The 12,855-nt window shown below is 73.9% G+C and carries 12 protein-coding genes and 1 rRNA gene; 12 read left to right on the plus strand and 1 reads right to left on the minus strand.

Going from position 1 to position 12,855, the window contains the following annotated elements; all coding sequences use genetic code 11:
- Positions 1–157: 157 nt before the first annotated feature.
- From rrf to I3F58_RS26060, 3 genes are all read left to right on the plus strand, one after another.
- Positions 158–274: ribosomal RNA gene (rrf, locus tag I3F58_RS26050) — 5S ribosomal RNA — on the plus strand.
- A 174-nt stretch (positions 275–448) separates the two neighbouring features.
- The gene (locus tag I3F58_RS26055; protein WP_240111165.1) at positions 449–1,513 is read left to right on the plus strand and encodes a hypothetical protein; all 1,065 of its coding nucleotides are present in this window, start codon (positions 449–451) and stop codon (positions 1,511–1,513) included.
- Positions 1,453–2,214: a tetratricopeptide repeat protein gene (locus I3F58_RS26060; RefSeq protein ID WP_240111159.1), complete on the plus strand. Its 762-nt coding sequence runs from the start codon at positions 1,453–1,455 to the stop codon at positions 2,212–2,214. The genes I3F58_RS26055 and I3F58_RS26060 overlap by 61 nt, the downstream gene beginning before the upstream one ends.
- 63 nt (positions 2,215–2,277) lie before the next feature.
- Here the strand turns inward: I3F58_RS26060 and I3F58_RS26065 are convergent, their stop codons facing one another.
- Positions 2,278–3,561: a DUF1015 domain-containing protein gene (locus I3F58_RS26065; protein WP_240111145.1), complete on the minus strand. Its 1,284-nt coding sequence runs from the start codon at positions 3,559–3,561 to the stop codon at positions 2,278–2,280.
- A 112-nt stretch (positions 3,562–3,673) separates the two neighbouring features.
- Here I3F58_RS26065 and I3F58_RS26070 point away from each other — a divergent pair, with 112 nt between their 5' ends.
- The 9 genes from I3F58_RS26070 to I3F58_RS26110 all read left to right on the plus strand — a co-directional run bounded on the left by I3F58_RS26070 (position 3,674) and on the right by I3F58_RS26110 (position 12,787).
- On the plus strand, positions 3,674–4,711 hold the full coding sequence (locus I3F58_RS26070; RefSeq protein WP_240111146.1) for an HAD hydrolase-like protein: 1,038 nt from the start codon (positions 3,674–3,676) through the stop codon (positions 4,709–4,711).
- A gap of 133 nt (positions 4,712–4,844) precedes the next feature.
- Positions 4,845–5,909, plus strand: coding sequence for a FecCD family ABC transporter permease (locus I3F58_RS26075; RefSeq protein WP_374208039.1), 1,065 nt, complete (start codon positions 4,845–4,847; stop codon positions 5,907–5,909).
- The gene (locus tag I3F58_RS26080) at positions 5,906–7,000 is read left to right on the plus strand and encodes an iron chelate uptake ABC transporter family permease subunit (protein ID WP_240111147.1); all 1,095 of its coding nucleotides are present in this window, start codon (positions 5,906–5,908) and stop codon (positions 6,998–7,000) included. Before I3F58_RS26075 ends, I3F58_RS26080 begins: the two co-directional genes overlap by 4 nt.
- Positions 7,001–7,038: 38 nt before the next feature.
- Positions 7,039–7,863: an ABC transporter ATP-binding protein gene (locus tag I3F58_RS26085; RefSeq protein WP_240111148.1), complete on the plus strand. Its 825-nt coding sequence runs from the start codon at positions 7,039–7,041 to the stop codon at positions 7,861–7,863.
- A gap of 167 nt (positions 7,864–8,030) precedes the next feature.
- Entirely contained in the window at positions 8,031–8,279 is a 249-nt protein-coding gene (locus I3F58_RS26090) for a hypothetical protein (RefSeq protein ID WP_240111149.1), read from the plus strand.
- Positions 8,280–8,286: 7 nt separating this feature from the next.
- Positions 8,287–9,102 (plus strand): TlyA family RNA methyltransferase, encoded by an 816-nt coding sequence (locus I3F58_RS26095; RefSeq protein WP_240111150.1) that lies wholly within the window; start codon positions 8,287–8,289, stop codon positions 9,100–9,102.
- Positions 9,099–9,995: an NAD kinase gene (locus I3F58_RS26100; RefSeq protein ID WP_240111151.1), complete on the plus strand. Its 897-nt coding sequence runs from the start codon at positions 9,099–9,101 to the stop codon at positions 9,993–9,995. The genes I3F58_RS26095 and I3F58_RS26100 overlap by 4 nt, the downstream gene beginning before the upstream one ends.
- A 188-nt stretch (positions 9,996–10,183) precedes the next feature.
- Positions 10,184–11,926 (plus strand): DNA repair protein RecN, encoded by a 1,743-nt coding sequence (recN, locus tag I3F58_RS26105; protein WP_240111152.1) that lies wholly within the window; start codon positions 10,184–10,186, stop codon positions 11,924–11,926.
- Between the two features lie 72 nt (positions 11,927–11,998).
- Complete coding sequence (locus tag I3F58_RS26110; protein WP_240111161.1) at positions 11,999–12,787, plus strand: hypothetical protein; 789 nt, start codon at positions 11,999–12,001, stop codon at positions 12,785–12,787.
- Positions 12,788–12,855 lie beyond the last annotated feature (68 nt).

A 12,855-nucleotide genomic window follows, 5' to 3' on the forward strand; every position in this document is an offset into this window, starting at 1 on the left:
TGAGGTGTGGAGTTGACCGGTACTAATAGGCCGAGGGCTTGTCCTCAGTTGCTCGCGTCCACTGTGTGGTTCCCGGGTTGCGAACAGTCGCACCGGCACACCACGAATCACATCATTCAAGTGAATAGTGTGCTTGTTCGCTCGAACCCAATAGGGTTTCGGTGGTCATAGCGTTAGGGAAACGCCCGGTTACATTCCGAACCCGGAAGCTAAGCCTTTCAGCGCCGATGGTACTGCAGGGGGGACCCTGTGGGAGAGTAGGACGCCGCCGAACAATATTTCAAGGACCCTCGGTCCCAGCGTGCATGCTGGGACCGAGGGTCCTTTTTGTTTTCTCTGTTTTTGCTCGAAGCGCGGTCGGGCGCCGACTGCGCGAGAATGACTTGCGGTACCCCGCAGACAGGAGTCAAGCCCATGTCCACCAACTCCTCCGACGACCGTCCGGAGCGTGAGCCTCGTCGTAGGGACGGTGGCGAGCGGGGCGGAGGTGGCTTCCGCCGTGATGATCGGCGCGGTGGTGGCTTCCGTCGTGACGACCGCCGTGACGACCGCCGTGAGGGTCGGCGGGACGACCGTCGCGATGACAGGCGGGATGAGCGTCGCGACGATCGGGGCGGGTTCCGTGGGCGTGACGACCGGGCACCGTTCCGGCGGGATGACCGTGACCGGGATCGCGACCGTGACCGTGGCGGCCACCGGGGCGGGTTCCGTCGTGACGACGACCGGCGGGGCGGCGGGTTCCGTCGTGACGACCGCCGCGACGACCGCCGCGATGACCGTCGTGACGACAGGCGGGATGAGCGTCGCGACGATCGGGGCGGGTTCCGTGGGCGTGACGACCGGGCACCGTTCCGGCGGGATGACCGGGATCGCGACCGGGGCGGCTTCCGCCGTGATGACCGTCGTGACGACCGGCGGGACCGGCCCTCGTGGCCGCGTGATGATCGGGCACCGCGGAGGGATGACCGCGAGCGGGGCGGCGATCGGACGCGCGACGACCGACGGGACGAGCGTGGGTCGTTCCCCAGGGACGATCGTGCGCCGCGCCGGGACTGGCGTGATGACCGTCGTGACGACCGACGTGACGACCGTGCGCCGCGCCGAGACGACCGACGTGACGACCGTGCACCGCGCCGGGACTGGCGTGATGACCGACGTGACGATCGTGCGCCGCGCCGTGACGACCGGCGTGACGACCGTGCGCCGCGCCGTGACGACCGGCGTGACGAGCGTGGTGGGTTCCGGCGGGGGGACGACCGGCCGCGTGGGCCGCGTCGGGACGACGAGCGCGGTGGCCGCGGCGGGTACCGGGGCCGGGATGACCGGGACCGTGACCGCGGTGGCTACCGGGGCGGTCGCGGGGACCGGGACCGGGACCGGGACCGGGGCGAGCGTGGCGGGTTCCGGCGCGACGACCGGGACCGTGGGCGCGACCGGGAGCCGATCAAGCGGCTGCCGATCCCCGAGGACGTCACCGGTGACGAGATCGACAAGGACGTGCGGCAGGAGCTGATGAGCCTGCCGAAGACTCTGGCCGAGGACGTCGCCAGGAACCTGGTCATGGTGGCCCGGCTGATCGACGAGGAGCCGGAGCAGGCGTACGGCTACTCACGGGTGGCGCTGCGGCTCGCCTCGCGTGTCGCGGCCGTCCGCGAGGCCGCCGGCTTCGCAGCGTACGCGGTGCAGAAGTACGCGGAGGCCCTGGCGGAGTTCCGGGCGGCCCGCAGGATGACCGGTGGGGTCGAGCTGTGGCCCGTCATGGCCGACTGCGAGCGCGGGCTGGGCCGGCCGGAGAAGGCGCTGGACATGGCCGGGGCGCCCGAGGTGCACAAGCTGGACAAGGCCGGGCAGGTCGAGATGCGGCTGGTCGCGGCCGGGGCCCGGCGGGACATGGGACAGGTCGACGCGGCCATCGTGACCCTGCAGTCGCCGGAACTCGCCTCCCACTCCGTACAGCCCTGGTCCGCGCGGCTCCGGTACGCGTACGCCGACGCGCTGCTTGCGGCCGGGCGTGAGAAGGAGGCGCGCGAGTGGTTCGCGAAGGCGCTGGAGGCCGACAAGGACGGCTCCACCGACGCCTCCGACCGGCTGGCCGAGCTGGACGGCATCGAGTTCGTCGACGCCTTCGACGAGAGCGGGAGTGAGGGCGCGGCAGAGGGAGAGGCCGAAGCCTCCGGGGCTGTCGCCTCCGACGAGGACGACGAGCGGCGCTGACGCGGTGAAGGGCGGCATCTCCTCTCAGGAGGAGGTGCCGCCCTTTCTGCGTTCAGCCGCTGGTCAGTCCAGGGCCAGGCTGCGGAGGACCAGGCCGGTCGCCGGCTTCGGGCCGAACGAGGTGGACTTGCGGGGCATCGTGACACCGAGGCGCGCCAGGTCCCGCACCACGTCCTCGCGGACCGGGTGCATGAGGACGGCGGTGCCGCCCCGGCGTTCGGCCTGGTCGACGGCGGCCGCCGCGTCGTGGATGTAGGCGATGTGCTCGGGTGAGTCCGGGATGTGCCACAGGTGGTCGAGGAGCGTGGCGTGCAGGACGGTGGCGTCCAGGGCGCGCCAGGGCTCCGGGCGGTCCGCCGGGACCGTACGGGCCAGCAGCTCCGGGTCCGGGCGGTCCACCAGGTGGAACCGGCCTTTGCCGGCCAGGACGAATGCGTTGCCGTCCGCCACCGCGTCGGCCAGCGTGTCCAGCGCGGTCGTGAGCGAGGCACCCTCCAGGGGCCGTACCCGGAACGCGTCGCCCAGGGCGGCCAGCGCGTCTGTGACCGGCAGGTCGTGGAGCAGCCGGTGGATCGCGCGTACCTGGAGCGGGTAGCGGGCCGTGTCGACGAGCAGCACCAGGCCGTAGTTCCAGGGGCCGGGGGCGGACTGCTCCTCGCGGAGGCGCAGATAGGTGGCCCAGCGATGGTGGCCGTCCGCTATCAGCGCCTGGTGGCGGGCCAGGTCGTCGGCCGCCACAGCCAGCTCGGCCGCGTCCCGCACCGCCCACAGGCGGTGACTGAACCCGTCCTCCGTGGTCGTGGAGAGGAGCGGGGTCCCGGTGGTGGCGCGCTCGATCACGGCGGTCGCGCCCGTGGCGCTGCCGTCGCCGCGGTAGGCGAGGAGCAGCGGTTCCAGGTGGGCGCCGATGGTGCGCATCAGCGCGGCGCGCTCCTCGACGATGTCCGGCATCACGTCCTCGTGCGGCAGGACGACGCCGTCGGCGGGCGCCGAGAGTTCCAGGGCGCCGATCAGACCGCGCTGCAGGAGGTCGCCCTTGCGCTGCTCGTACACGTACAGGGCGGGTTCGTCGTCGGGCGCGAGGATGCCGGAGGCCAGCCAGTCCGCGAGCGTGTCGGCGGCGCGGCGCGGCCGGGCGTCGGCGGTGGGGGCCTGAGGGAGGATGAGCCGGACGATGTTGTGCGGGTCGGACGACTCCAGGTGGTGCAGTCCGTCGGGCCGTACCACCACGTCGTACGGCGGTGAGGTCACCGCGGCGATACTGCCGACCCGTTCGGGGACGTACCGGAGTCCACGGAAGGGCTTCAGGTGCAGGCCGTCGTTGGCCGCAGGACCTCTCGTCTTCATCCTTGCATCGTAGGTGCCGGTGCGGATGAACGATGATCGGGGCACAGTATCGTCCGAATGGGTGACGTTAGGAACAGGACGTCATGGCACGGTTCGAGGCGAGGAGCGCAGGGTGACGGAGCAGCGGTGGCGGGGCCGGCCGGGCGGGAGCGAGCGGGCGCTCAGCGAGGCGTACGACACGGCGCTGCTCGACCTGGACGGGGTGGTGTACGCGGGAGCCGGGGCCATTCCGCACGCGGTGGAGGCGCTGGAGGCGGCGCGGGGCGGCATGCATCTCGCGTACGTCACCAACAACGCGCTGCGGACGCCGGACGCGGTCGCGGAACATCTGACGGAGCTGGGGATCCCGGCCGCGGCGGGGGACGTGATCACTTCGGCTCAGGCGGTGGCGCGGCTCGTCGCGGACCAGGTGCCCGAGGGCTCGCGGGTGCTGGTGATCGGCGGGGAGGGCCTGCGGATCGCGCTGCGGGAGCGCGGGCTGGTGCCGGTCGAGTCAGCGGACGACGACCCGGCGGCCGTGGTGCAGGGGTACGGAGGGCCGGAGCAGCCCTGGGGACGGTTCGCGGAGGCCGCGTACGCGGTGGCACGCGGGGTGCCGTGGTTCGCGTCCAACACCGATCTGACGATTCCGGGCGCGCGGGGGATCGGTCCCGGGAACGGCGCGGCCGTGGAGGTCGTCCGGATCGCGACAGGCGGCCGGTACGAGCCGCGGGTGGCGGGGAAGCCGCTGCCGCCGATGCACCGGGAGACGGTGCTGCGGACCGGGGCGCGACGGCCGCTGGTGGTCGGCGACCGGCTGGACACGGACATCGAGGGAGCCTTCAACGGCGGTGTGGACTCGCTCCTGGTGCTGACCGGGGTGGCGGATCCGGCAGGGCTGCTGGCGGCTGTGCCGGAGCACCGGCCGACCTATGTGGACGCTGATCTGCGGGGGCTGCTGACAGGGCAGCCGGAGGTGACCGGATCGGCGGAGGACGGGTTCGGCTGCGGCGGGTGGACCGCGTCCGTGGCCGGGGGCGCGCTGGTGCTGGACGGTGACGGAGAGCGGATGGACGGGTTGCGGGCGCTGTGCGCGGCGGCCTGGACGCAGGGTGGTGCGGGGGCCTGCGGGGCGGCGGCGGACAAGGCGCTGGCGCGGCTGGGGTGGTGACGAGGGCCGAGGGTGCCGGGACGGCGACGGCGGGGCCTGAGAGGGGAGGCGGTCCAGGGGCCGGGGCGGTGGCGCGGCGGCTGTCCTGGGGCGGGGTGCGGGGAGGGAAGAGTGGTTAGGCTAACCTAACCGGGTGTTGGTCGAGAGTCCCCCTGAACCGAGCGCGAGCCCCGGTCCGCCGATTGCGGCCGCCGCGCGGCCGCGCGGCCGCGGCTCGCTGCGGACCGCCGGGCTGCTGCTGTCGCTCGGCGTGCTCCTGCTGGTCTGTGCCGCGAGCATCGCCGTGGGCGCCAAACCCCTCCCGCTGGAGGACGTGTGGCACGGGGTGTTCCACCACTCCGGTACCGACACCGACATCCTGATCTCGCAGGTGCGGCTCCCCAGGACGCTCCTGGGCCTGCTGGCCGGGCTGGCGCTCGGCGTGTCCGGCGCCGTCATGCAGGCCCTCACCCGCAACCCCCTCGCCGAACCCGGCCTGATGGGCGTGAACGCGGGCGCCGCCGCAGCCGTCGTCACCGCGACCAGCTTCCTCGGCGTGACCTCCTACCGGGGCCATGTGTGGTTCGCGTTCGCCGGTGCCGCCGTCGTGTCGGTCCTCGTGTACGTGCTCGGGGGCGGGCGCGGTGCCACCCCGGTGCGGCTCGCGCTGGCGGGCACCGCGATGACCGCCGCGCTCTACGGCTACGTCAACGCCGTGCAGCTGCTGGACTCCGCCGCTCTGGACCGGCTGCGCTTCTGGACCGTCGGGTCGCTGGCCGGGGCCGGTCTGGACCTGGTGGCCGACGTCTCCTGGTTCGTCCTGGCCGGGGCCGGACTGGCCGTGCTCATCGCGCGTCCGCTGAACGCGATGGAGATGGGCGACGACACCGCCCGTTCCCTGGGCGCGCATCTCCACCGCACCCGGGTGCTGGCCATGCTGGCCGTCACCCTGCTGTGCGGCAGCGTCACCGCCGCGTGCGGCCCGATCGTGTTCGTCGGGCTGATGGTGCCGTACCTGGTCCGCGCGATCACCGGTCCCGACGTGCGGTGGATCCTGGCCTACGCGGCGGTGCTCGCGCCGGTGCTGCTGCTGGGCTCCGATGTCGTCGGCAGAGTCGTCGCACGGCCCGCCGAGCTTCAGGTCGGCATTGTCACGGCGGTCATCGGCGGGCCTGTGTTCATCCAGCTCGTACGCAGGAAGAGGATGGCCAAGCTGTGACCGTCCCCCCTTCTTCTCCCGGTTCCCCCGCTTCCTCTTCCTCTTCCGGCCGTACGCGGAGCGTGCGGGCCGTGCGGACCAGGGGCGGGTGGTCCGTGCGGATCGAGCCGCGGGCGTCGGCCGTCGGGCTGGTGCTGGCCGTGGTGGCGTCGGCGATGGCCGTCGTGCTGGTCGGCAGCGGCGAGATACCGGTCGCGCCCGGCGACGTCGTGGCCACCCTTCTCGGTGACGGCACGGCGGTCCAGGAGTTCGTCGTCTGGGAGCTGCGGCTCCCGCGCACCCTCGTTGCTGTGCTCGTCGGCGCGGGTCTCGCGGTCGGCGGTGCGGTCTTCCAGACGCTCACCCGCAATCCGCTCGGCAGCCCCGACATGCTCGGTATCAGCCACGGCTCCATCGTCGGCGCCCTGCTGGTCATCCTGCTCTTTCACGGCGGCTCGTCGGCCATCGCCTTCGGTGGCCTCGCCGGAGGGCTCGCCACCGGAGCGGCGATGTACCTGTTCGCGTGGAAGCGGGGGGTGCACGGTTTCCGGATCGTGCTCATCGGCATCGGGCTGGTGGCCGTGCTCAATGCGGTCGTCCACTACCTGCTCACCCGGGCGAACCTGGTCGAGGCGACCCAGGCCGTCAGCTGGATGACCGGCTCCCTGGACGGACGCGACTGGGCCGAGTTCTGGCCGCTGTTCGCCGTCAGCACCGTACTGCTGCCGCTGATCCTCGCGTACGGGCGCCCGCTGCGGATGCTGGAGATGGGCGACGACGCGGCCTTCGCGCTCGGTGTGCCGGTCCAGCGGGTACGGGTCGTGCTGCTGGTCGCCGCCGTGCTGCTGGTGGCCGCCGCGACCGCCGCCGCCGGACCCATCGTGTTCGTCGCGCTGAGCGCCCCGCAGCTGGCGCGCCGGCTCACCCGCTCGCCCGGGCCGAACCTCGGCGCGTCCGCCCTCATGGGGGTGGCGCTGCTGCTCGTCGCGGACGGGATCGCGGGCAACGCGTTCGGCGAGCGTGAGCTGCCCGTCGGGGTCGTCACCGGGATCCTCGGAGGCGGGTATCTGCTGTGGCTGCTGGTCGCCGAGCGCAGGGCGGGGCGGCTGTGAGCCCGAGGAACGATGAGCGCGACGACAGGAGTACGTCCATGCAGCGTCAGCGGTTGAGCGCCGAGTCCGTCACGCTCGCCTACGAGCAGCGGGTCATCGCCCAGGACCTGTCGCTGGAGATACCCGACAACTCCTTCACCGTGATCGTCGGGCCCAACGGCTGCGGCAAGTCCACGCTGCTGCGCGCCCTCGCGCGGATGCTGAAGCCCGCGAAGGGGCGGGTCCTGCTGGACGGCCGGAGCATCCACTCCATGCCCGCCAGGAAGGTCGCCAGGACCCTCGGCCTGCTGCCGCAGTCCTCCGTCGCGCCGGACGGCATCACCGTCGCGGACCTCGTCGCCCGGGGGCGCTACCCGCACCAGGGCCTGCTGCGCCAGTGGTCGCCGGAGGACGAGCGGATCGTCGAGGAGTCGATGGACGCCACCGGCGTCGGAGAGCTGGGCGACCGGTACGTCGACGAACTGTCCGGCGGACAGCGCCAACGGGTGTGGATCGCCATGGCGCTGGCCCAGCAGACCCCGCTGCTGCTGCTCGACGAGCCGACCACGTACCTCGACATCCAGCACCAGATCGACGTCCTCGACCTCTGCGCCGACCTGCACGAACAGCAGGGCCGTACGCTCGTCGCCGTCCTGCACGACCTGAACCACGCGGCGCGGTACGCCACTCACCTCGTGGCCGTCCAGGGCGGGCGGATCGTCGCCCAGGGGCCGCCCGCCGAGATCGTCACCGCCGAGCTGGTCGAACGGGTCTTCGGGCTGCGTTGCCAGGTCATCGACGACCCGCAGTCCGGCACGCCGCTCGTGGTGCCCGCGGCACGGCAGGCACGGGCCGGGGCGGTGGCCGTTCCCGCGCGGTCCTGACCGGCCGCGCGCCCGGGGCCGACCCGTCGCCTGTACGCGTGGGGCCGACTGCCGTGCTCAGGGCCGGGGGCGTCGGCGGGGCCGGCCGCGGGTCCCTGCCGGGCCGCGTGGCGGGCCGTTCCCCGGGCCGGCGGTCCTGCGCCCGGGGTTCGCGGTAGCGTCGGAGCATGACTGACAGCATCCGGCAGGGCGGGGAGCCGGGCCCCGGTGGGGCCGTGCCGCTCGGGGTCGGGCGTGAGCCGACCGGGAACGTCCGGGTCGACGCCGTGCTGGAGCGGCTTCGCGATGTCGACCACCTCCCGGCGGACGGACACCTGGAGGTGTACGAGGATGTTCACCGGGGGCTGCGTGACACGCTGACCGCGCTGGACGCGCCGCACTCCCGGCCGGGACCGTCGAACGACCTCAGGAGCTGAACCGAACGTGGCAGGAGCCGCACGCCGCCGACTCGACGCCGAGCTTGTCCGCCGCAAGCTCGCCCGCTCGCGTGAACACGCGAGCCAGCTCATCGCGGCGGGCCGGGTGACCGTCGGCGGCATCACCGCGACCAAGCCCGCCACACAGGTCGAGACCGCCGCCGCGATCGTCGTCGCCCAGGACGACGCGGACCCCGACTACGTCTCGCGCGGCGGGCACAAGCTGGCCGGGGCCTTCGACGCGTTCGTGCCGCGCGGGCTGGTCGTTCAGGGGCGCAGGGCGCTCGACGCGGGCGCCTCCACCGGCGGGTTCACGGATGTGCTGCTGCGCGCGGGCGCCGCGCACGTCGTGGCCGTCGACGTCGGGTACGGGCAGCTCGCCTGGTCGCTGCAGAGCGATGAACGCGTCACCGTCAAGGACCGTACGAACGTGCGGGAACTGACGCCGGAGATGCTGGACGGTGAGCCTGTGGACCTTGTGGTGGGGGATCTGTCCTTCATTCCGCTCGGCATCGTGCTGCCCGCGCTCGTCGGGGTGACGGCCGCCGGTGCGGACCTCGTGCTGATGGTGAAGCCGCAGTTCGAGGTCGGCAAGGAGCGGCTGCCCGCCGGGGGCGTGGTGCGCAGTCCGGAGCTGCGCGCCGAGGCGGTGCGCACCGTGGCGCGGCAGGCCGCCGGACTCGGGCTCGGCGTGCTGGGCGTCACCGCGAGCCCGCTGCCCGGGCCGTCCGGGAACGTCGAGTACTTCCTGTGGCTGCGGGCCGGGGCGCCCGCACTGGACCCGGCGGACGTCGACCGGGCCGTGGCGGAGGGACCCCGGTGAGCGCGCGTACGGTCTTCCTGCTCGCGCACACCGGTCGGCCCGCGGCCGTCCGCAGCGCGGAACTCGTCGTCCTCGGGCTGCTGCGGTGCGGGATCGGCGTTCGGGTCCTGGCCTCCGAGGCCGCGGATCTGCCGCTGCCCGCCGCCGTGGAGACCGTGCCCGAGGCCACCCCCGGGGTGCTCGACGGGTGCGAGCTGCTCATCGTGCTCGGCGGCGACGGGACGCTGCTGCGGGGCGCCGAGTTCGCACGGGCGTCGGGGGTGCCGATGCTGGGCGTCAACCTGGGGCGGGTCGGGTTCCTCGCGGAGGCGGAGCGGGACGACCTGGACAAGGTCGTGGACCGGGTCGTCACGCGGGCGTACGAGGTCGAGGAGCGGATGACACTCGACGTCGTCGTGTACGACAACGGCGATGTGCTCCACACCAACTGGGCGTTGAACGAGGCCGCTGTGCAGAAGGTCGCGCCCGAGCGGATGCTGGAAGTCGTCCTCGCGATCGACGGGCGGCCGGTGACGGGGTTCGGGTGCGACGGGGTCATCTGCGCGACCCCGACCGGGTCGACCGCCTACGCCTTCTCGGCAGGCGGGCCGGTGATCTGGCCGGAGGTCGAGGCGCTGCTGATGGTGCCCATCGGGGCGCACGCGCTGTTCGCCAGGCCGCTCGTGACGACGCCGGACTCGGTGCTGGCGGTGGAGGTGGAGCCGCACACCCCGGACGGGGTCCTGTGGTGCGACGGGCGGCGGACGGTGACCCTTCCCGCGGGGGCGCGGGTGGAGGTGCGGCGGGGGTCCGTGCCGGTGCGCCTGGCCCGGCTGCACCACGCGTCGTTCTCGGACCGGTTGGTCGCGAAGTTCGCGCTGCCCGTGTCCGGGTGGCGGGGAGCGCCGCGGTAGGCGGCGGGGGTTCGGCGCGGGCCCCCGCCGGGGGCTCCGCCCCCGGTCGCCCCTTCCGGGCTGCGCTGCCCGTCCTCCAGCGCCGCAAGGCCGAAGGGGGCACTCCCACGGGTGATTGCGCGGGTCTCCCACCTGGCCGTTCCGCGACGCGGAGTGGGGTCCGTCGCGCGGCGGGGGCCGGACCTCGTATGGTCTCTGTCGTGTTGGAGGAGATGCGGATACGGTCGCTCGGGGTCATCGAGGACGCGGTGGTCGAGCTGTCGCCCGGCTTCACCGCGGTGACGGGTGAGACCGGCGCGGGCAAGACCATGGTCGTCACCAGCCTGGGGCTGCTGCTCGGCGGGCGCGCCGACCCGGCGCTGGTGCGGATCGGCGCCCCGTCCGCCGTCGTCGAGGGGCGCGTCACCGTCACGCGCGACGGGCCGGCCGCCCGGCGGGCTCAGGAGGCGGGTGCCGAGCTGGACGAGGACGCCCTGCTCATCAGCCGTACCGTGTCGGCCGAAGGACGGTCGCGGGCCCATCTGGGCGGGCGGTCCGTGCCCGTGGGGCTGCTCGGCGAGCTGGCCGACGAGCTGGTCGCCGTCCACGGACAGACCGACCAGCAGGGGCTGCTCAAACCCGCCCGGCAGCGGGGGGCGCTCGACCGGTACGCCGGGGACGCCGTCGCCGTGCCCCTCACCGCCTACCGGGAGGCCTTCCACCGGCTGCGGGCCGTCTCCGCCGAGCTGGACGAGCTGTCCACGCGGGCGCGGGAGCGTGCGCAGGAGGCCGATCTGCTGCGCTTCGGACTCGGGGAGATCGAAGCGGTCGAGCCCCGGGCCGGGGAGGACGCCGAACTGGCCGCCGAGGCCGAGCGGCTGGGCCACGCCGAGGCGCTCGCCTCGGCCGCCGCCCTGGCGCACCGGGCGCTCGCCGGTGCCCCCGAGGACCCGGAGGCCGTGGACGCCACGACTCTCGTCGGCGCAGCCGGGCGCGCCCTGGAAGCAGTACGGTCCCACGATCCCGCCCTGGCGGCGCTCGCGGACCGGATCGGGGAGATCTCCATCCTGGTGGCCGACGTGGCCGGGGAACTCGCCGGGTACGCCGACAACCTGGACGCCGATCCCCGCCGACTCGCGGCGGTGGAGGAACGGCGGGCCGCGCTGGGGGCGCTCACCCGGAAGTACGGGGAGGATGTCGCCGCCGTACTGAAGTGGGCGGAGGAGAGTACGGGGCGGCTCACCGAACTGGAGGGGGACGACGACCGGATCGGGGAACTGACCGCCGAACGGGACGCGCTGCGCGCCGAGCTGTCGGGACTCGCCCAGACCCTCACCGACGCCCGTGCGGAGGCCGCCGCCCGGTTCGCGGACGCCGTCACCGCCGAGCTGGCCTCGCTCGCCATGCCGCACGCCCGGGTGTCGTTCGCGGTCCGGCAGTCCGAGGACCCGGACGGTATCGAGGTCGGCGGGCGGAGTGTCGCCTACGGGCCCAGCGGGGCCGACGAGGTGGAGTTGCTGCTCGCGCCCCACCCGGGGGCTCCCGCGCGGCCCATCGCCAAGGGCGCGTCCGGGGGTGAGCTGTCGCGGGTGATGCTCGCGGTGGAGGTGGTGTTCGCCGGGACGGATCCCGTGCCCACCTATCTCTTCGACGAGGTCGACGCCGGGGTCGGCGGCAAGGCGGCCGTCGAGATCGGGCGGCGGCTGGCCAAGCTGGCCAGGTCCGCGCAGGTCGTGGTCGTCACCCATCTGCCGCAGGTCGCCGCCTTCGCGGACCGGCAACTGCTGGTCGAGAAGACCAACGACGGGTCCGTCACCCGGTCCGGCGTCACCGTCCTGGAGGGCGAGGACCGGGTGCGGGAGCTGTCCCGGATGCTCGCGGGGCAGGAGGACTCCGAGACCGCGCGGGCGCACGCGGAGGAGCTGCTGGCGACCGCCCGGGCGGAGGGGTGAGACGGGGCCGGGGTCCGGCGGCCCGCCGGGGTTCGTAGGCTTGCCCGTGTGAAGAGTGATCTGGCCAGGAGCATGGGGGTGGCCGGCGTCGCGGCCGCCGCGACCCGGCTCGCCCATGGGCAGTTGCGGCGGCGGCCGCCGGGCAGTCCCGGGAGCTGGCGGCGCGTCAACTACGCGGGCCGCACGGTACGGGCCGAGGCGGGTGCCGCGGCGGCGGGTGGTGCGGCGCTGGGAGCCGCCGTGGCCGCCGCCCTGCCCGTACGGGAGCGGTGCGCGGTCGCGCTGGCCGCGGCGGCGGGAGCTGTGTGCGGGCGGTACGACGACCTGCGCGGCGACCACCGGCGCGGGTTCCGGGCGCACTTGGGGGCGTTGCGGAACGGACAGCTGACCAGCGGGTCCGTCAAGCTGTTCGGGGTGGGCGCGGCCGGGCTGGCGGCAGGCGCGCTGGTGAAGGAGCGTCCGCTCGACAAGGTGCTTGCCGGGGTGGTGGTGGCGGGCACGGCCCATCTCGTGAACCTCGTGGACGTACGCCCCGGGCGGGCCGTCCTGGCCGTGCTCGCGCTCGGGGTGCCGGGCCTCCTGCGGGGTGCCCCTGTCGCCGCCGCGCCCATGGGGGCCGCCGCCGCGGTGCTCGCGGACGACGTGGCCGAGCGGGCCATGCTCGGGGACATGGGGGCGCATGCGCTGGGCGGGGCGCTCGGCGTGGCCGTGGCCGTCGCCAACGGGCGGCTCGGGCTGGTCGTGCACGCGGCGGGACTGGTGGCCGCAGCGGTCGGAGGGGAGGCCGTCAGCCGGATCGCGCGCTCACCCATGTGGGTGATCCCGGTTGGCGGGTTGGCGCCTCGGGGCAGCGGAAAGTAGCGGTGTGGCGCGGTAACGTGACGATACCGACCGCTTCGACGGTGCCGGAACGTGCGTACGGGCTGGCA

The organism is Streptomyces sp. MUM 203J, from assembly GCF_022414595.1.
In the GTDB taxonomy this organism is placed as follows: Bacteria; Actinomycetota; Actinomycetes; order Streptomycetales; family Streptomycetaceae; genus Streptomyces.

Bases quoted from the DNA above. Each gene is read 5' to 3' on its own strand.
- I3F58_RS26065 (WP_240111145.1), bottom strand. From the start codon at position 3,561: ATGAAGACGAGAGGTCCTGCGGCCAACGACGGCCTGCACCTGAAGCCC.
- I3F58_RS26085 (WP_240111148.1), top strand. From the start codon at position 7,039: ATGCAGCGTCAGCGGTTGAGCGCCGAGTCCGTCACGCTCGCCTACGAG.
- I3F58_RS26090 (WP_240111149.1), top strand. From the start codon at position 8,031: ATGACTGACAGCATCCGGCAGGGCGGGGAGCCGGGCCCCGGTGGGGCC.
- recN (WP_240111152.1), top strand. From the start codon at position 10,184: ATGGTCTCTGTCGTGTTGGAGGAGATGCGGATACGGTCGCTCGGGGTC.
- I3F58_RS26110 (WP_240111161.1), top strand. From the start codon at position 11,999: ATGGGGGTGGCCGGCGTCGCGGCCGCCGCGACCCGGCTCGCCCATGGG.